Source organism: Nocardiopsis sp. MT53 (assembly GCF_019598965.1).
In the GTDB taxonomy this organism is placed as follows: Bacteria; Actinomycetota; Actinomycetes; order Streptosporangiales; family Streptosporangiaceae; genus Nocardiopsis; species Nocardiopsis changdeensis.
Genome location: NZ_CP080599.1, coordinates 2,275,003 through 2,295,060, shown reverse-complemented (window position 1 = coordinate 2,295,060; position 20,058 = coordinate 2,275,003). Strand labels below are relative to the sequence as shown.

Annotated in this window: 9 protein-coding genes and 3 rRNA genes; 3 read left to right on the top strand and 9 right to left on the bottom strand. The window is 67.8% G+C overall.

The genetic code is table 11. The features are described 5' to 3' along the window. Positions 1–36 precede the first annotated feature (36 nt). Together K1J57_RS09990 and serB are read left to right on the top strand one after the other, a co-directional pair. Positions 37–678 (top strand): DUF1707 domain-containing protein, encoded by a 642-nt coding sequence (locus K1J57_RS09990; RefSeq protein ID WP_220564148.1) that lies wholly within the window; start codon positions 37–39, stop codon positions 676–678. A 111-nt stretch (positions 679–789) separates the two neighbouring features. Further along, the gene (serB, locus tag K1J57_RS09985) at positions 790–2,064 is read left to right on the top strand and encodes a phosphoserine phosphatase SerB (protein WP_220564147.1); all 1,275 of its coding nucleotides are present in this window, start codon (positions 790–792) and stop codon (positions 2,062–2,064) included. Between the two features lie 2,694 nt (positions 2,065–4,758). On the opposite strand, the gene rrf is transcribed toward serB, so the two are convergent. The 9 genes from rrf to acs form a co-directional block, all read right to left on the bottom strand. Then, a 5S ribosomal RNA gene (gene rrf / locus K1J57_RS09980) occupies positions 4,759–4,874 on the bottom strand. Between the two features lie 95 nt (positions 4,875–4,969). Further along, positions 4,970–8,060 (bottom strand): 23S ribosomal RNA (locus K1J57_RS09975). Between the two features lie 383 nt (positions 8,061–8,443). After that, a 16S ribosomal RNA gene (locus tag K1J57_RS09970) occupies positions 8,444–9,975 on the bottom strand. Together the 16S, 23S and 5S rRNA genes form the textbook arrangement of a ribosomal RNA operon. Positions 9,976–10,597: 622 nt before the next feature. After that, a complete protein-coding gene (locus K1J57_RS09965; protein WP_220564146.1) occupies positions 10,598–11,074 on the bottom strand; it encodes a histidine phosphatase family protein in 477 nt (158 codons plus the stop codon). A gap of 167 nt (positions 11,075–11,241) precedes the next feature. Next, positions 11,242–13,668: a sodium-translocating pyrophosphatase gene (locus K1J57_RS09960; protein ID WP_220564145.1), complete on the bottom strand. Its 2,427-nt coding sequence runs from the start codon at positions 13,666–13,668 to the stop codon at positions 11,242–11,244. A 398-nt stretch (positions 13,669–14,066) separates the two neighbouring features. Then, positions 14,067–14,561 (bottom strand): DUF309 domain-containing protein, encoded by a 495-nt coding sequence (locus tag K1J57_RS09955; RefSeq protein ID WP_220564144.1) that lies wholly within the window; start codon positions 14,559–14,561, stop codon positions 14,067–14,069. A gap of 8 nt (positions 14,562–14,569) precedes the next feature. Next, on the bottom strand, positions 14,570–15,475 hold the full coding sequence (locus K1J57_RS09950; RefSeq protein ID WP_220564143.1) for an alpha/beta fold hydrolase: 906 nt from the start codon (positions 15,473–15,475) through the stop codon (positions 14,570–14,572). A 10-nt stretch (positions 15,476–15,485) separates the two neighbouring features. Beyond that, positions 15,486–15,971, bottom strand: a complete 486-nt coding sequence (locus tag K1J57_RS09945) for a phage holin family protein (RefSeq protein ID WP_220564142.1) — start codon at positions 15,969–15,971, stop codon at positions 15,486–15,488. Between the two features lie 201 nt (positions 15,972–16,172). Continuing rightward, positions 16,173–18,143 carry an acetate--CoA ligase gene (acs, locus tag K1J57_RS09940; protein WP_220564141.1) on the bottom strand — a complete coding sequence of 657 codons (1,971 nt, stop codon included), beginning with the start codon at positions 18,141–18,143 and terminating at the stop codon, positions 16,173–16,175. A gap of 213 nt (positions 18,144–18,356) precedes the next feature. Here acs and K1J57_RS09935 point away from each other — a divergent pair, with 213 nt between their 5' ends. After that, entirely contained in the window at positions 18,357–19,181 is an 825-nt protein-coding gene (locus tag K1J57_RS09935; protein ID WP_220564140.1) for an oxidoreductase, read from the top strand. The last annotated feature ends 877 nt before the right edge of the window (positions 19,182–20,058 follow it).

Below are 20,058 nucleotides of genomic sequence, written 5' to 3'. Positions count from 1 at the left end.
ACACCCGGCCCACGATCGAGGAGGAGACCCGACACCATGCAGCCCGAGCACATCCGAGCTTCCGACGCGGACCGTGACAAGGTTGCCGAACGCCTGCGCGAAGCGCTGGCGGAGGGTCGCCTCACCCCCGTGGAGCACGAGGAACGACTCGACACCCTCTACAAGGCCAAGACCATGGGCGAGCTCGCGCCCATCGTCTCCGACCTGCCCGCCGCCGGGCACAGCCCGTTCCCCACCGCCGTCGACGGCGCGCACGCGGCCGACGGCATGGAGATCCTGGGCCAGGAGGCCCGCGACCTGGCCGGGCAGAGCAAGGGCTCGGAGAACATGGTCGCCGTGTTCGGCGGCTGCGAGCGCAAGGGCCGCTGGCTGGTCGAGCCCCGCACCAACGTGTCCGTCCTGTGCGGCGGCGTCGACCTCGACCTGCGCGAGGCCGTCCTGAGCCGCCGCGAGGTCACCATCCAGGTCGCCGTCATCCTCGGCGGGGTCGACATCACCGTCCCCCACGGGGTCAGGGTGATCAACAACACGTCCGGAATCCTCGGCGGCACCGAGCTGCACGGAACGGACCAGGTGACCGACCCGAACGCCCCCGTCATCCGGCTCACCGGCACCTGCATGCTGGGCGGAGTCTCCGTCAAGGCGAAGAAACCGCGCAAGTCGAAGAAGCAGAAGTGACACCAGGGCCCGGGAAGACCCCGGCCCGGGTGTCCACATAGTGAACTAGCTGGGAAAAGAAGCGACCTGCGCGACGACGCCGGCGGGCGGCCGAGTACCGTGGATAGCGCCATGAATGATGAAACCACGTTGTCGGTGACGGTGACCGGTCGCGACCGTCCGGGGATCAGCGCGCGCCTGCTGAGCACCCTTTCCGTCTTCCCCGTGACCATCGTCGACCTCGAGCAGGTCGTCCTGGCCGGGCGCCTCGTCCTGGGCGCCGTCCTGGAGGTGGACGAGCGCGTCGCCCCCGGGGTGAGCCGCCACCGCGTCTTCGAAGAGGTCCGCAACGCGCTCGACAAGACCGCGATCGACCTCGACATGGAGGCCGACTACGCCTCCGGGGACGCGCACAACCGGGTCAACGAGTCCTCCTCCGCCGCACGGCTGCACGTCACCGTGCTCGCCGACCCGCTGCGCCCCGGCGCCCTGGGCGCCATCACCTCCTGTGTGGCCCGGGCCGGCGCCAACATCGACCGGATCGAGCGCCTGTCCAGCTACCCGGTCACCTCCGTGGAGATGGAGATCTCCGGTGCCGCGGGCGACCCCGCCCGCCTGGCGCAGCTGCGCGCCGAACTCGCCATGGAGGCCTCCACCCAGGGCGTGGACGTCGCCGTCCAGCCCAGCGGCCTGCACCGCCGCGCCAAACACCTCATCGTCATGGACGTCGACTCCACCCTGATCCAGGGCGAGGTCATCGAACTGCTGGCCGCCCACGCGGGCTGCGAGGAGGAGGTCGCCCGCGTCACCGAGCAGGCGATGCGCGGCGAACTGGACTTCGAGGAGTCCCTGCGCCGCCGGGTCGCCCTGCTGAAGGGCCTGGACGCCGGCGCCATCGCGGAGGTCTGCGAGGAGATCCAGCTGACCCCCGGCGCCCGCACCCTCATCCGCACGCTCAAGCGGCTGGGGTACGAGTGCGGCATCGTCAGCGGCGGCTTCACCCAGATCACGGACGTGCTCGTGGAGCGGCTCGGCCTGGACTACTCCGCCGCCAACACGCTGGAGATCGTCGACGGCAAACTGACCGGGGGCCTGGTGGGCCCGGTCGTGGACCGCAAGGGCAAGGCCGTCACGCTGGAGCGGTTCGCCCGCGAGGCCGGGGTGCCGCTGGAGCAGACCGTCGCCGTGGGCGACGGGGCCAACGACCTGGACATGCTCCAGACGGCCGGGCTGGGTGTGGCGTTCAACGCCAAGCCGGTGGTCCGCCAGCAGGCGGACACGTCGGTGAACGTGCCCTACCTGGACACGATCGCGTTCATCCTGGGGATCACCCGGGAGGAGATCGAGGCGGCCGACCTGCACGCACATGCGGAACCGGCGTCCATCGGGCACACGTCCCTGGGGTGACGGGGGGTGGGGCGGTTCCGCTCGTGGGTTCCCTCGGGCCCTTTGAACGCTGTGATGGGTGACGGGTAGGGCTGTCGGGGGACGGGTCATCCGGCTTCCTGCTGTCCTCGGCCACCGCCGGTGGGCGTCGTGGGTCTTCGCCGCGGGGCGTTCCCACCCGACCGGAAACCTCAGCCCCGGCCGGAAAGCGTCGCTGGGCCTCCGCCGCGGGGGGGTTTCCACCCGCGTGGAGCCCTCAGCCCCCACCAGAGAGCGTCGCCGGGCCTTCATCGCAGGGGGTGAGGGCCGCAGATGGCCTTCCGCCTGTCGTTCGGGGGTTTTGCCTTGTCTTTCAACGTTGTGGTGGGTGACGGGTGGGTCTGTTGGGGGCCGAGCCACCACCGGAAGGCACATCATCTCCTTCGACCCCAGGGGGCCGGGGTCGGCGTGCCCTCCGTCCCGGATACATGGGGGTGGGGCCGCGCGTACCCTGCGGGCCCCGGGCCCAGGGGGTTTCCCACCTGGCTGGGGCCCTCAGCCCCAGGGGGAAGGCGAACCGCCACCTCCGCCGCAGGGGGTGAGGGCCGCGGGTAGCTTCCCGCTCCAGCCCCAGGGGGCTTCCCGCCTGACCAGGGCCTCAGCCACAGCCGGAAGGCGAACCGCCTCCTGCGCCGCAGGGGGTTTCCCACCTAACCGGGGCCCTTGGCCACAGCCGGAGGGCATCGCTGGGCCCCCGCCGCAGGGGGTGAGGGTCGCAGGCGGCTTCCCGCCCCGACCCCAGGGGGTTGGCGCACCCGACCGGGGCCTCAGCCACAGCCGGAGGGTGGACCGTTTCCTGCGCTCTAGGGGGTTTCCCACCCGACCGGGACCTTCACCACCGCCGGAAGGCGAACCGCCTTCTGCGCCACAGGGGGTTTCTCACCCGACCGGGATCTCCGCCATAGCCGTGTCAGGCCAGTGGGGTGCCCGGCCATAGGGGGTCTTCGCCGAGGTAGTTGTAGGTTTCCAAAAGGCCGGCCGCTTGGGAACGGCGGTCCGCGCCGGGTGGGCCCGGCCCCGGCCGCAGTCGGTGTCCGGCAGACCACCAGGCGGGTGCGTTGGGCGCGCGTGGCGGGTGGTGGGGGTGTGACTGCCGGAGCCGGGTGCACCCGGAGCGCGCACACCCGCACCGCCTGGAAAGGTTGGGGGCGCCGGCGGCGGTGAAGGGGCTCCACGCTGTCGCCTACTCCCGCGCGTGACCGCGGTACGGACGGGAGCGGGGGTGAAACCCGCACGCGCCCGCAGCCCCGAGCCACAGGGGGTGTGGGGAGGAGGAATCGCGACCCCCGCCCCAGGGAGTGTCGCCGCAGGTACCCGCGACCCTGGCCCCAGACCGGGAACAGGTCCGCGACCTCTACCCCAGGGGGTGTGGGAAGGAGAGACCGCGACCCCAGTCCCAGGGGGTGAAAGCGGTACATTCTCGCGGCCCCGGCCACAGCCCGGCACAGGACCGCGCACCTCCGCCCCCCGGGGGGTAAAGGCCGCGAGCACCCGCAGCCTCAGCCAGAGGGGGGGTTGGGGAGGAAGAGCCGGAACCCCCGCCCCGAGGGGTGTTGCCGCGCGTGCCTGCGATCTTGGCCCCAGCCCGGGCACCGGACCGCAGCCCTCAGCCGTGGGGGTTGGGGAGGAAGAACCGCGTCCCCGGCTCCAGGGGGGGTCGCCGCAAAAACCCGCGGCCTCAGCCCCAGGTCGGCAATAGAACCGCGGCCTTGACCCCACCCGGTGAACGCCGCAAACGCCTTAAATGCCTTCCCATGCCGTGGATCGGGGCCGGCGATCGGGAGCGGGTCTCACCCCCATGGCGGAGGCCGCCGGTCGCTCCTTCCCACACCCCCTGCGGCGGGGGCCGCGGTTCTTCCTCCCTAACCCCCCTGGCGCCGGGGTCGCACGTATGCGCGGCAACACCCCCTACGGCCAGGGCCGCGGTCCTGTGCCCGGTCTGGGGCCGGGGTCGCGGAAACGTGCGGCTTTCACCCCCAGCACTGACCGGTACCGCGGTCACGCGCGGGAGTAGGCGACAGCGTGGAGCCCCTTCACCGCCGCCGGCGCCCCCAACCTTTCCAGGCGGTGCGGGTGTGCGCGCTCCGGGTGCACCCGGCTCCGGCAGTCACACCCCCACCACCCGCCACGCGCGCCCAACGCACCCGCCTGGTGGTCTGCCGGACACCGACTGCGGCCGGGGCCGGGCCCACCCGGCGCGGACCGCCCACCCCAAGCGGCCGGCCTCTTGGAAACCTACAACTACCTCGGCGAACACCCCCTATGGCCGGGCACCCCACTGGCCTGACACGGCTATGGCGGAGATCCCGGTCGGGTGAGAAACCCCCTGTGGCGCAGAAGGCGGTTCACCTTCCGGCTGTGGCCAAGGCCTCCAGGACAGGCAGAAACCCCTCGGTGTCCGGGACAGAGGAAACACCCGCCCCGACCTCTTGCAGCCGAAGGAGACGATGCTCCCTCCGGCAACCCCCGAGACCCCGGACAGACCCACCCCCACCCCACACAGCATTGAAAAGGGAACAAACGGAAAGACCACCGCGGCCGCCCCCTGCGACCAAGGCCCCCAGAACACAAAAAAAAAGGGGGCCGCCCCAAGGACGACCCCCCACACACAAAACCCGCACCCCGAAAACAGGGAAAGCCCCCACCCGAAGGCAGGGGCTCTCAACCCGAAGAAAACCGTGGCGGCAACCTACTCTCCCACCCCACCACAGGGCAGTACCATCAGCGCAAGGAGACTTAACGACCGGGTTCGGAAAGTAACCGGGTGTGACCCTCCCACCATAACCACCACGGAAACCCACACCGCAACCCCACCCCAACCAGGACAGGGAAACGGAAGCTTCCACAGTTATGTGAACATGTATGCGCGAGCACCCAATTATCTGCAGCGGACAAGCCCTCGGCCTATTAGTACCGGTCAGCTCCACCCCTCACAGGGCTTCCACACCCGGCCTATCAACCCCATCGTCTCTAGGGAGCCTTACCCTCTCAAAGGAGGCAGGAGACCTCATCTCGAAGCAAGCTTCCCGCTTAGATGCTTTCAGCGGTTATCCCTCCCGAACGTAGCCAACCAGCCATGCCCTTGGCAGGACAACTGGCACACCAGAGGTTCGTCCGTCCCGGTCCTCTCGTACTAGGGACAGCCCTTCTCAAGTCTCCAACGCGCACAGCGGATAGGGACCGAACTGTCTCACGACGTTCTAAACCCAGCTCGCGTGCCGCTTTAATGGGCGAACAGCCCAACCCTTGGGACCAACTCCAGCCCCAGGATGCGACGAGCCGACATCGAGGTGCCAAACCATCCCGTCGATATGGACTCTTGGGGAAGATCAGCCTGTTATCCCCGGGGTACCTTTTAGCCGTTGAGCGACACCGCTTCCACACGCCGGTGCCGGATCACTAGTCCCAGCTTTCGCTCCTGCTCGACACGTCCGTCTCACAGTCAAGCTCCCTTGTGCACTTACACTCAACACCTGATTACCAACCAGGCTGAGGGAACCTTTGGGCGCCTCCGTTACTCTTTGGGAGGCAACCGCCCCAGTTAAACTACCCACCAGACACTGTCCCCGAACCGGATCACGGCCCAAGGTTAGATGCCCGAAACAGTCAGAGTGGTATTTCACCAACGCCTCCACCACCACTAGCGTGGCAGTTTCACCGGCTCCCACCTATCCTACACAAACCATCCCAAACACCAATGTCAAGCTATAGTGAAGGTCCCGGGGTCTTTCCGTCCTGCTGCGCGAAACGAGCATCTTTACTCGTAGTGCAATTTCACCGGGCCCATGGTTGAGACAGTGGGGAAGTCGTTACGCCATTCGTGCAGGTCGGAACTTACCCGACAAGGAATTTCGCTACCTTAGGATGGTTATAGTTACCACCGCCGTTTACTGGCGCTTGGATTCCCAGCTTCACAGGGCGAACCCCGTTAACCGGTCCTCTTAACGTTCCAGCACCGGGCAGGCGTCAGTCCGTATACAGCGTCTTACGACTTCGCACGGACCTGTGTTTTTAATAAACAGTCGCTTCCCCCCGCTATCTGCGACCCCACCCAGCTCCAGCCGCAAGGGCTCTCACCAGACAGGGCTCCCCTTCTCCCAAAGTTACGGGGACAATTTGCCGAGTTCCTTAACCATGGTTCACCCGAACGCCTCGGTATTCTCTACCTGACCACCTGCGTCGGTTTAGGGTACTGGCCGCTCACGAACTCGCTAGAGGCTTTTCTCGACAGCATGGGATCACTCACTTCGCCAAAAACGGCTCCGCATCACGTCTCAACCTTCATGGGGGGCGGATTTGCCAACCCCCCGGCCTACACGCTTACCCCCGGACAACCACCGCCGGGTAGAGCTACCCTCCTGCGTCACCCCATCACTTACCTACTACAAGCTCGGATCCCAGACCAGCACAGCAACCCGTCCCGAAGGACAGAAAGCCGGCCAGCGTGGTTAGCATCACCTGATTCGATACTGGGCGCTCGTGCACGGGTACGGGAATATCAACCCGTTATCCATCGACTACGCCTGTCGGCCTCGCCTTAGGTCCAGACTCACCCTGGGCGGATTAACCTGCCCCAGGAACCCTTAGTCAATCGGCGGCAACGTTTCTCACGTTGCTTTCGCTACTCATGCCTGCATTCTCACTCGCACGCCCTCCACCACACGATCACTCGGCGGCTTCACCGAACGCACGACGCTCCCCTACCAACCCGAGAACAAGTCTCAGGCTTCACAGCTTCGGCGGTGTGCTTAAGCCCCGCTACATTATCGGCGCAGAACCACTTGACCAGTGAGCTATTACGCACTCTTTAAAGGATGGCTGCTTCTAAGCCAACCTCCTGGTTGTCTCAGCAACTCCACAACCTTTCCCACTTAGCACACGCTTAGGGGCCTTAGCTGATGATCTGGGCTGTTTCCCTCTCGACTACGAAGCTTATCCCCCGCAGTCTCACTGCCACGCTTCACTTCACCGGCATTCGGAGTTTGTCTGACGTCAGTAACCTTGTCGGGCCCATCAGCCAAACAGTAGCTCTACCTCCGGCAAGAAACACGCAACGCTGCACCTAAATGCATTTCGGGGAGAACCAGCTATCACGGAGTTTGATTGGCCTTTCACCCCTACCCACACCTCATCCCCCAGGTTTTCAACCCTGGTGGGTTCGGGCCTCCACGAGGTCTTACCCCCGCTTCACCCTGGACATGGGTAGATCACTCCGCTTCGGGTCCACAGCATGCGACTCAAACGCCCTATTCAGACTCGGTTTCCCTACGGCTACCCCACCCGGGTTAACCTCGCCACACACCATGACTCGCAGGCTCATTCTTCAAAAGGCACGCCATCACAACCCCGAAAGGATGCTCTGACGGCTTGACAGCACACGGTTTCAGGTACTATTTCACGACCCCTCACCGGGGCACTTTTCACCTTTCCCTCACGGTACTAGTGCACTATCGGTCACCAGGACGTATTTTGGCTTAGCAGGTGGTCCTGCCAGATTCACACGGAATTCCTCGGGCTCCGCGCTACTCGGGGACAGCGTCAACGCCTAGACTCTTCCTTCACCTACGGGACTCTCACCCACTCCGGTACCGCTTCCCAACGGATTCAGCTAGAAGAACCATCAACGCTCCGGGCCGGCAGACCCGAACAGACACGCCCCACAACCCCGCACACGCAACGACTGCCGTCTATCACACGCGCACGGTTTAGCCTCTTCCCCGTTCGCTCACCACTACTAGGAGAATCACTGTTGTTTACTCTTCCTACGGGTACTGAGATGTTTCACTTCCCCGCGTCACCACCAACCGCCCTATACATTCAGGCGGCGGCAACCCGACACAACTCGGGCTGGGTTCCCCCATTCGGACACCCACGGATCACAGCTCGGTTGACAGCTCCCCGTGGCCTATCGCGGCCTCCCACGTCCTTCATCGGCGCCTGGTGCCAAGGCATCCACCGTATGCCACTATCACTTGGCCACTACAGATAACAAGATGCTCGCGCACACTATTCACAAATCAAAACACCAACCGCATACCCCAACACCACTCGGCCCTACCCACCCCCCGACCAGGACCCGAAAGGCCACCGACCAGGAGAAAAAGGGCGGACTCTGAGAGTTCTCAGAGGCGGTCCGCGGGAACCAACCGACCCGCCGGCCCGAAACCGGACCAAGGCGAGGGTTGCTTCCTCAGACACCCAACAGCGCGCCCCCCGAGGCTTCTAGGACCCCCAGGAGGAAGTTCGATATGAGTTCTACAGCCATCCCGACCTCTCACCGGCCACCAGGGCCAGGAGCATCGGGTCCACTTTCGAGTCCGGCCAACCATCGGAAAAGTGTTGGCCTTGAAAGACTCCTTAGAAAGGAGGTGATCCAGCCGCACCTTCCGGTACGGCTACCTTGTTACGACTTCGTCCCAATCGCCAGCCCCACCTTCACTCACTCCCTCCCCGAAGGGTTAGGCCACAAGTTTCGGGTGTTGCCGACTTTCATGACGTGACGGGCGGTGTGTACAAGGCCCGGGAACGTATTCACCGCGGCGTTGCTGATCCGCGATTACTAGCGACTCCACCTTCATGGGGTCGAGTTGCAGACCCCAATCCGAACTGAGACCGGCTTTTAGGGATTCGCTCCACCTCACGGTATCGCACGCCCATTGTACCGGCCATTGTAGCATGTTTGCAGCCCAAGACATAAGGGGCATGATGACTTGACGTCGTCCCCACCTTCCTCCGAGTTGACCCCGGCAGTCTCCCATGAGTCCCCACCACTACGTGCTGGCAACATGGAACAAGGGTTGCGCTCGTTGCGGGACTTAACCCAACATCTCACGACACGAGCTGACGACAGCCATGCACCACCTGTCACCCGCCAACCAAATGACCCTGTATCTCTACAGGTCCACGGGTGATGTCAAACCTTGGTAAGGTTCTTCGCGTTGCGTCGAATTAAGCAACATGCTCCGCCGCTTGTGCGGGCCCCCGTCAATTCCTTTGAGTTTTAGCCTTGCGGCCGTACTCCCCAGGCGGGGCGCTTAATGCGTTAGCTACGGCGCGGAAACCGTGGAAAGTCCCCACACCTAGCGCCCAACGTTTACGGCATGGACTACCAGGGTATCTAATCCTGTTCGCTCCCCATGCTTTCGCTCCTCAGCGTCAGGTAAGGCCCAGAGACCCGCCTTCGCCACCGGTGTTCCTCCTGATATCTGCGCATTTCACCGCTACACCAGGAATTCCAGTCTCCCCTACCTACCTCTAGCATGCCCGTATCCACTGCAGAACCGGGGTTAAGCCCCGGTCTTTCACAGCAGACGCGACACGCCGCCTACGAGCTCTTTACGCCCAATAATTCCGGACAACGCTCGGACCCTACGTATTACCGCGGCTGCTGGCACGTAGTTAGCCGGTCCTTATTCCCCACCTACCGTCAACCCCACGAAAACGTGGGGCCTGCGTGAGTGGTAAAAGAGGTTTACAACCCGAAGGCCGTCATCCCCCACGCGGCGTCGCTGCGTCAGGCTTTCGCCCATTGCGCAATATTCCCCACTGCTGCCTCCCGCAGGAGTCTGGGCCGTGTCTCAGTCCCAGTGTGGCCGGTCGCCCTCTCAGGCCGGCTACCCGTAATCGCCTTGGTAGGCCGTTACCCCACCAACAAGCTGATAGGCCGCGAGCCCATCCCCGACCGAAAAACTTTCCACCCCCCACCATGCGGAGGAGGGTCGTATCCGGTATTAGACGGCGTTTCCACCGCTTATCCCGGAGTCAGGGGCAGGTTGCTCACGTGTTACTCACCCGTTCGCCGCTCGTGTACCCCGAAGGGCCTTACCGCTCGACTTGCATGTGTTAAGCACGCCGCCAGCGTTCGTCCTGAGCCAGGATCAAACTCTCCATAAAGGTCTTGCACCGAACCCCGCAAGGGGGCCGGAAACCTAGAAGAAATCCTGACCGAACCATGTCTGGCTCAATCAAAGGAACCTCGCACACTCGAATCTCACCGATTCTCGTGTGACGGGGCCAAAACAAACTTGGCTGTAAAAATCGAACACGCGCTGTTGAGTTCTCAAGAAGCAACCGCCCTTCCCGTACAAGCCCGAGACCGTTGGCCTCTGTGCTCTTCCGTGGAAGGCGTCTGCGTTTCCGCTTTGTTGTGTCTTCACTTTATCAGTGTTCCCGTTCCCCGCCAAATCGGCGTTTTCCGGGTCCTTCTGAATCAAATGAAGGTCTCGCTCCCGCTGTTTCCTTTGGGAGCACTCTCCGAGTTTACATGTCCGCAGCACTGCTTCGGACCGCTGAATTTCGGAGAGAAGAAGATCGACCGGCCCGCCCGCTTTCGCGTTCGGCTCGCTCGGTCGTGCCCCTTCGGGTCTTGGACCCGTCGGAGGCGACTCGGAGAACACTACCCCTCGGCCGCGGGCGAAGCAAACGTTCGTCGGCGTGTCCTGGGTCACATTCATCGAACCCCTGGCCTCCACCCGCCCGGAGGCCTTCGCCGGTGGTGCGGCGGGACGGAGGGGGTTCAGCCGAGGATGCGTCCGGACCCCGTGCCCGGGGCCGTGTAAAGCCACTCGACCTCCATGTCCACCGCGGAGACGGTGGCCGGCGAGTACGACACCAGGGCCTCGTTGCCCACGAACGTCGCCGCCAGCTGGGCGATGGTCGGGTTGTGGCCCACCACCAGGAGGGTGCGCACCGCGGGGTCGACATAGGTGATCAGCTCGACCAGGGAGTCGACGCCGGCGGTGTAGGCCGACTCCGAGTAGTCGACCTCCGGCGCGGCGCCGAGGGTCTCCAGGACGCCTTCGAGGGTCTGGCGGGTCCGCTTGGCGGCGGAGCAGATGACGTGGTCCGGGGTGTGCCCCGCCTCGGCGAGGAGGCGGCCCACCCGGCGGGCCTGGTCGTGGCCGCGGTCGGTGAGGGCGCGGTCGTAGTCGATGACCCCGTAGCCCGCCTCCGCCTTGGCGTGGCGGAGCAGGAGCAGTGTCCGGTCGGTCATGACGCGATCACCGTCGCGACGATGGAGAGCAGGACCATGAACCCCACCATCACCCCCACGATGACGAACAGACCCTTCATTCCCGACATGAGCCCCCCTGAGTACGTTCTTCGCTCCAGAGTAGGAGGGGCCGCCGGGTGCTCCCGGCGGCCCCTCGTCATGCGTGTCTAGTTGGTGCGGGCCTCTTCCCTGCCGCCGGTCCCGGCGGCCTCGTCGGTGATGCCGCCGCCCCCGACGGCCGGGGAGCCGGCGGAGGGGGTCTCATCGTCGTCGCCGCTCTCGGGCGCGCCGTGGCCGAGCTCGGCCGGCTCGGTCTCGGTGCCCGAGCCGCGCTTCTTGGACCACAGGACCGCGCCGACGAGGATGGCGACCGCCACGACGGTGACGCCGACCCGCAGGACGGTGTTGTCCTGGAAGATGACGACGCTGGGCGCGACGATCAGCGCGACCAGGTTCATCACCTTCAGGAGCGGGTTGATGGCCGGGCCCGCAGTGTCCTTGAACGGGTCGCCGACGGTGTCTCCGATGACCGTGGCGGCGTGGGCCTCCGAGCCCTTGCCGCCGTGGTGGCCGTCCTCGACGAGCTTCTTCGCGTTGTCCCAGGCGCCGCCGGAGTTGGCGAGGAACACCGCCATGAGGACGCCCGCGGCGATGGCGCCGCCGAGGAACGCGCCCAGCGGGGCGTAGCCGAAGGCGAAGCCGACCGCGATCGGGGCCAGCACGGCGAGCAGGCCGGGGGTGATGAGCTCGCGCAGGGAGTCGCGGGTGCAGATGTCGACGACGCGCGCGTACTCGGGCTTCTCGGTGCCGTCCATGATCCCCGGGCGGGTGCGGAACTGCTCGCGCACCTCCAGGACGACGCGGCCGGCGGCGCGGCCGACCGCCATGACGGCGAGGCCGGAGAAGAAGAACACCACGCTGGCGCCGATGATGACGCCGACGAGGACGTCCGGGCTGTCCAGGGACAGCGAGAAGACCTCGTCACCGCCGAGCTGCTCCTGGACGGAGGTGCGGAACGCTCCGAACAGGGCGGTGGCGGCCAGGACCGCGGTGGCGATCGCGATGCCCTTGGTGATGGCCTTCGTGGTGTTGCCGACGGCGTCCAGGCTCGTGAGGATCTCGGCGCCCTTGCCCTCGACGTCGCCGGACATCTCCGCGATGCCCTGAGCGTTGTCGGAGACGGGGCCGAAGGTGTCCATCGCGACGATGATGCCGACGGTGGTGAGCAGGCCGGTCCCGGCGAGGGCGACGGCGAACAGGCTGAGGGTGATGGACCCGCCGCCCAGGAGGAACGCCGCGTACACCGCGCCCGCGATGAGCAGGGCGGAGTAGACCGCCGACTCCAGGCCGACGGAGATGCCGGACAGGATGACGGTGGCGGCGCCCGTCTCGGAGCTCTCGCCGATCTCGCGGACCGGCCGCCGGTCGGTCTCGGTGAAGTAGCCGGTGAGGAGCTGGATGGCGGCCGCGAGGACGAGGCCGATGAGGACCGCGGTGATCGCGATGACGCGCGGGTCGGCGTCGGCGTAGCCCGCTTCGGCGATCTCGTCGAGGACGCTCTGGCTCACGCCGGACAGCTCCTGGAAGCTGCCGGGCAGGTACCAGAAGGAGGCGGCGACGACGAGCAGGGCGGAGATCCCGGCGGAGATGAAGAAACCGCGGTTGATCGCGGACATCGCCGTCTTGTCGCGCGCGGAGGGCGCGACGATGAAGATGCCGATGATGGCGGTGAGGACACCGATCATCGGGACCAGCAGGGGGAAGACGAGGCCCTCGACGCCGAACGCGACGCGGCCCAGGATGAGGGAGGCGACGAGGACGACGGCGTAGGACTCGAACAGGTCGGCGGCCATGCCCGCGCAGTCGCCCACGTTGTCGCCGACGTTGTCGGCGATGGTGGCGGCGTTGCGGGGGTCGTCCTCGGGGATGCCCTGTTCGACCTTGCCCACGAGGTCGGCGCCGACGTCGGCGGCCTTGGTGAAGATGCCGCCGCCGACGCGCATGAACATGGCCAGGAGCGCGGCGCCGAAGCCGAAGCCCTCCAGGACGATCGGGGCGTCGCCCCGGTACAGCAGGACGACGACGGCCGCGCCGAGCAGGCCCAGGCCGACGGTGATCATGCCGGCGACGCCGCCGGTGCGGAAGGCGATCCGCATGGCGGTGCGGCTGTCGGCGGCGGTGCCGCCGCGGGCGGCCGCCGCGACGCGGACGTTGCCCCTGACCGCGAGCCACATGCCGATGAAGCCGGTGGCGGCGGAGAGGAGGGCGCCGAGGGCGAAGAAGACGGACCGGCCGATGGAGATGGCCCACGAGTCGGCGGGGAGCAGGAGCAGCAGCAGGGGGATGACGACGACGAAGACCGCGAGGGTGCGGAACTGCCGTCGGAGGTACGCACCCGCTCCTTCCTGGACCGCGACGGCGATGTTGCGCATTCGCTCGGTGCCCTGTCCGGCGGCGAGGACTTCACGTACCAGCATCCCCGCGACGGCGAGCGCGAGGAGCGCGACCGCCATGACGATGATGACGAGTGTGAAGTCGATGCCTTGCAGTTCTAGGGCCGTGCCGCTTGGCGCGGCGAGGTTGAGCCCAGACAATCCGTCCTCCTTGCGACGGGCACGACCTTTTCTCCCCCGCGCACGCGAAGCGCGGGGAATCCCGCGCGGAACCGTGCCCGTACCGCCGTCCGGAAGGAGCCTTGAACTGGCCCGACGGCACGTGGTCCGGGGTCGAAGCGGTGCCACCTTCGGTTTGGTGCCCACTGCCCGCGCCACGTGCTCACGGGCGGTGATCCGGAAATCCTACGCAGCCCGAAGAAAAAAGAAGAGAGCGGATTAGGGGTTTTTTCGAGAACGATCAAAGATGTGATCCATCGGTGATCTCGAAAAACGGATAAATGGATTTATCGGCGATATTCTTCTTGCATAATGACTTAATGCGGTGTTAACGTTAAAGTTCCCATAAGGGAATGAAACGGGAAGCCGCCCCAGGGGCCTCAGCGCAAACGCATCCGGGACGGGTCCACCCCGTCGCCCGGGCGGGCGCGGCCCGCTTCGAGGTCGTCGGCGAGGGAGCGGGCGAAGGCCGCCACCGCCGCGGTGTCCACACCGTGCGGCGCGTCCGGGCCGTACGGCTCCACCCGGTCGGCGCCGCGGCGCAGCAGGCGGGCGGCGCCCGTGAGGTTGCCGCGCTGGGCGTGGGTGACGCCCACGGCCGTCTGCGCCAGTCCGCGCCACAGTTCGCGTTCGGACTCGGGGGAGGACTTCCAGACGGCCTCGAGGACTTCGTGGGCGGTGAAAGCGTACCCCCGGTCGAGGAGGTCCTGGGCCGTTTCCAGCCCTTCCTCCGCCGAGAATTCGGCGTCGTCGGGCACCCGCTCCACCTCGCCCGCGCTGCCGTGCGGCATCGGCCGGCCGTAGCGGTCGCGGGGTCGCTGGTTCTGCGCGCGCCCGTCCGGGGCGCGGTCGCGGTCCGCGTTCACCGTGTCCACCTTCTTCCTCAGTCGTCGCCGGGGAGGGAGTCGAGCCACCGGGTGAGCTCGTCCGAGACGGCGTCCGGGCGCTCCTCGTGGGGGAAGTGCCCGGCGCCGGGGATCCCCCTCCAACGGTAGGCCCCCGCCACCGAGCGCTCCGAGGCGCGGGCCGTCTCCGGCGGGCAGACGGGGTCGAGGGAGCCGTGGACCTGGAGCACCGGGACGCGCACCGGCGTCCGCATCCGCGCGTGGTAGCGCAGGCCGTCCGGGCGCAGCCGGGAGCGGGCGATCCAGCGGTGGTACTCCAGGGAGCAGTGGGACACCTTGGGGATGGAGAACGCGATCCGGTACATCTTCTCGGCCTCGGCGTCGGGCCAGCCCGGGGCGGACCACTCCCGCAGCAGGTCGCCGACCCGGGCGCAACCGTCGGCGAGGAGCCGGTGCTCGGGCAGGATCGGCAGCTGGGCGCGGAGCATGTGGCGGGCGCCCGGACCCGCGGAGAGCATCAGACGGGCCGCCCGGCCCGGGTGCGGGGACGCGACCGCCGCCAGGGCGCGCACGGTGCCCGGGTGGTAGGCGGTCATGGTCCAGCCGACCATGCCGCCGACGCCGTGGCCGACCACGACCGCCCGGCGCGCGCCCAGGGCCCGGACCAGGCCGGCGGCGTCCTGGGCGAGGGTCACCAGGTCGTACCCGCGGGGTGTCTTGTCGCTGCCGCCGTACCCCCGCAGGTCGACGGCGACCGCCCGGTAGCCCGCCTCCGCGACGGCGGTGAGCTGGTGCCGCCACGCCCACCAGAACTGGGGGAAGCCGTGCAGGAACAGCACCAGCGGCCCCTCCCCCAGCTCGGCGGCGTGGAAGCGGGCGCCCGCGGCCCCGACGTTCCGGTGGGCCCAGGGGCCCTCGACGTAGGCGGCCGAATCGTCCAGCACGGTGGGTCGTCTAGTTTCCGGTGGTGGCCGTGGCCCCGGCCCTGCCGGCGGCGGCGACCTCCGAGCCCGGCGGGGTGATCTCGCGGCGCAGGATGGCGCCCAGGCGGGAGGTGGTCAGGCGGGTCCGCTCCAGGCCGCGCATCCGGCGGAAGCTGACCAGGCCGAAGAGGGCGAACACGATCGCGACGAGCAGGTAGAAGCCGGTCACGATGGCGAAGGAGGCCCACCCCGGCAGGCCCGCCACCTCGTACAGGACGAAGGCGATGGTCACCGAGAGGAGGATGACGAAGATGTGCATGAGGACGGCGAACACCGCGAACCCCGCGATGCCCTTGCCGGCCTTCGCCGCCTCGAGCTTGGCCTCGGCCTTGGCGAGCTCCAGCTCGAGGCGCACCAGACGGGAGAAGTTCCCGGTGACGTCCGAGACGAGTTCACCGACGGAGCGGTCGGTGTCTCCGACGGCACCCGGCCCGCCGGTTCCCGGCTTGTCCACCATCGCGGGGTTTCCCTTCTGTCGGTCAGAACACGCGGACGATCCTCCGCATCCTCGCACATGGGCCGCCACCGGTGTCCCTCACGGCACGCACAACACGGGGCTCCGCCTTCGTCACGCGGGTGAGCGTCCGTGCCCGGACGCGGAAACGACGGGGGCGCCCCGGGCCCGCGGCCCGGGGCGCCCCGCACGCGGGTGCGCGTGTCAGTCGCCCTGCTTGACGGAGGGCAGCTGCTTGGCGATGACCTCCATGATCGAGGAGTCGGTGAGCGTGGAGGTGTCACCGACCTCGCGGTTCTCCGCGATGTCGCGCAGCAGGCGGCGCATGATCTTGCCCGAGCGGGTCTTGGGCAGCTCGGGCACGGCCAGCAGGCGGGCGGGCTTGGCGATCGGCCCGAGGGAGGCGCCGACGTGGTCGCGCAGGGCCTTGACCGTCTCCTCGGAGACCTCCTCGGCGCCGCTGCGCAGGATCACGAAGCCGACGATGGCCTGGCCGGTGACCTTGTCCGTGGCGCCGACGACGGCGGCCTCCGCCACGCTCGGGTGCGAGACCAGGGCGGACTCGACCTCGGTGGTGGAGATGTTGTGGCCGGAGACGAGCATGACGTCGTCGACGCGGCCGAGCAGCCACAGGTCGCCGTCCTCGTCCTTCTTGGCCCCGTCGCCCGGGAAGTACAGGCCCTCGAAGCGCGACCAGTAGGTGTCCTTGTAGCGCTCCGGGTCGCCCCAGATGCCGCGGAGCATGGACGGCCAGGGCTCGCGGATCACGATGAAGCCGCCCTCGCCGTCGGGGACCGAGTTGCCGTTCTCGTCCACGACGTCGGCGACGATGCCCGGCAGGGCGCGCATGGCCGCGCCCGGCTTGCCCGAGGTGACGCCCGGCAGCGGGCTCACCATGATGGCGCCGGTCTCGGTCTGCCACCAGGTGTCCACGACCGGGGTCCGGTCGCCGCCGATGTGCTTGCGGTACCAGACGTAGGCCTCGGGGTTGATGGGCTCGCCCACCGAGCCGATGACGCGCAGGCTCGACAGGTCGAACCCGGCGGGGATGTCGTCGCCCCACTTCATGAAGGTGCGGATCGCCGTCGGGGCCATGTAGGCGATGGTGACCTTGTACTTCTCGATGATCTCCCAGAACCGGCCGCGGTGCGGGGTGTCCGGGGTGCCCTCGTAGAGGACGGTCGTCGCGGCGTTGGAGAGCGGGCCGTAGACGATGTAGGAGTGGCCGGTGACCCAGCCGATGTCGGCGGCGCACCAGTAGACGTCGGTCTCGGGCTTGAGGTCGAAGACCGCCCAGTGGGTGTAGGACGCCTGGGTGAGGTAGCCGCCGGTGGTGTGCAGGATGCCCTTGGGCTTGGCCGTGGTGCCGCTGGTGTACATGATGTACAGCGGGTTCTCGGCGTCGTGGGCCTCGGGGGTGTGCTCGGTGCTCTGGGAGTCGACGAGGTCGTGCCACCACACGTCGCGGTCGGTCCACTCGACGTCCTGGCCGGTGCGGCGGACGACGAGGACCTTCTCGACGGCCGGGCGGTCGGCCACCGCGGCGTCCACGGCGGGCTTGAGCGCGCTGGGCTTGCCGCGCCGGTAGCCGCCGTCGGCGGTGATGACGAGCTTGGCCTGGCTGTCGTCCAGGCGCTGGCCCAGGGCGTCGACGGAGAAGCCGCCGAAGACCACCATGTGGACGGCGCCGATGCGGGCGCAGGCCAGCATGGCGACGATCGTCTCGGGGATCATCGGCATGTAGATGGCGACCCGGTCGCCCCGCGTGACGCCCAGCTCGGTGAGGGCGTTGGCGGCCTGGGAGACCATGTCCTTCAGCTCGGCGTAGGTGATGGTGCGGGTGTCGCCCGGCTCGCCCTCCCAGTAGTAGGCGACGCGCTCGCCCAGGCCGTTGGCCACGTGGCGGTCCACGCAGTTGACGGAGGCGTTGAGCCTGCCGTTGACGAACCACTTGGCGAAGGGCGGCTGCCAGTCCAGGACGGTGTCCCAGGGCCGGTCCCACTGGAGCCTGCGGGCCTGCTCCTCCCAGAAACCGAGCCGGTCCCCGGCCGCCTCGTCGTAGGCGTCGGCCTTGACGTTGGCGTTCGCGGCCAGATCGGCCGGCGGGGGGAAGCTGCGTGTTTCATGGAGAAGGTTGGACAGTGTCTCCTGGCTCGGGGGAGTGCTGTCGGCCACTGTGATTCTCCTTACGTAGGCTGGTTCACACCAAATTAATCATGTGGTCTGGACCTGTGGAACAGGCAGGGTCGGTTCCAGCGCCGGGGGCGACCCGGCGCGCGACGAACGGCCGGTGAGCGGTCGCCGCCGGGCGACGAACGGTCGACGGCGCGGGAGCGGGGGGACGGGCGACCGGCGGAGGGCACGCGGTGGCCGGTGTTACCGGCGCGTATGTTGGTTCCCGTGAGCGAAACGACTTCTGCCGCCCAGACCGACCCGCTGGCCAGGATCGCCGCACTGCCCGGTGTGGCCGAGGCCGTGGAGGAGACCCGGACCCTGGTGGACCGGCTGCTGGGTCACCGGATCCTGCGCCGGCGGAGCAGCGACGTGTCCATGGAGTCCTCGCTGCGCGGGGCGTGCGCGTCCGCCGCGCTGGAGGGCGCCGAGGTCTCGATGGACGAGATCCGCGCCGGGCACGTGTACGACACCCGGATCAAGGGCGCCCTGCGGGTGGGCGGCGAGCTGGGGACCCTGGTGGAGACCTGGCCCAAGGCGCCGCGGCAGGTGCTGGCCCGGCTGCACACGCTCGCCGCCGCGGACGCGGTGTCCGCCGACGCCCTGGGGCGGCCGCGCATGGCCGGCGAGCGGGTCGAGGACCCGCTGGAGCTGGGCGAGGCGCTCGCCCCCGAGGCCGCGCTCGCCCGGCTGGAGGGCCTGTACGCGCTGCTGGGCGCGCGCACCTCGGTGCCCGCGCTGGTGACGTCGGCCCTGGTGCACGGCGAGCTGATGGCGATCCGCCCGTTCGGGTGGGGCGACGGGATCGTGGCGCGGGCCGCGGAGCGGCTGACGCTGATCGAGCGGGGGCTGGACCCCAAGTCGCTGGTGCCGTCCGAGCTGGGCCACCGGACGCTGTCGGAGGAGTACGCGCCCGCGCTGCGCGGGTACATGTCCGGGACCGCCGAGGGCGTGGCCGAGTGGGTCGTGTACTGCTGCCGGGCGGTGCGGGCCGGGGCGCAGGACTCGCTGGCGACCTGCGAGGCGCTCAAGCGCGGCTGAGGTCCGGGCGTGTCGCGGTCCGGGCCGGGCCCGGGCCGGGTTGCGGCGGGGCGGGACGGGACGGCCCGGCGAGCGGCGGCTCGGGGCCGCGCGGAGCGGTCCGTGAACGGAAACCCCGCTTGTTACTCGTCCATTTACCAACGGGTAGAGGCACGAACGATATCGGTTCGGTCACGCTTGTCCGTTACCCAATGTTTCGGGATTGCCCCGGCCTCTCACCGAACACGGCGAACGGCGCCCCGCGGAGAATCCGCGAGGCGCCGTCTCCGACCGGCTGCACCGGGTTAACAAGCATCCATTCGTCTGTCCTGACCAGGCGCTTCATCGAGCGTCTCGGTCGAGGCGGGCCCTACGAGGCCTGCTGGTGCGTGGGTTCCCGGTTCACCTGTCGGGGTGGGTCTACGCCACCGATCCCTTTCTTTCTACGCCGGTCCCCGGGCTTCGAAAAGGTGGTTGGTCCAACTTTTCATCCTGGATTCCCGAACCGATACGCAGTGTCACGTGGTAGCGTCGGTTCCGTCGTTCCGACGGGAACCGGTTCACACCACTTCGGCAAAAGCCGTGGCGTGCGCGCATTTCGTGTGCGGCCCGGTGGGGCCGGATCCGGGCGGAACGCATGTCCCGACGCGCTTTTCGGTGGTCCGGGGGCTCCCCTCCCCTCGTCGACCCTTCCGAAGGGCGGGCCCGGCCCTCCCCCCAGGGTCGAGAGGGCGATCCACCCGCGCGCCCCCCTGACGCGGGACATCGCACGAGGCCCGTTCGCCGAGCCTGCCGGGTGGGATGTGCATCCGCCCCCGTGTGCGCATCCCGCCCGCAGGTCTTCGGAGGCCGCGTCCCGGCCCTGACCGGCGCCCCGCCGGGCGGTGCGGCCCACGGC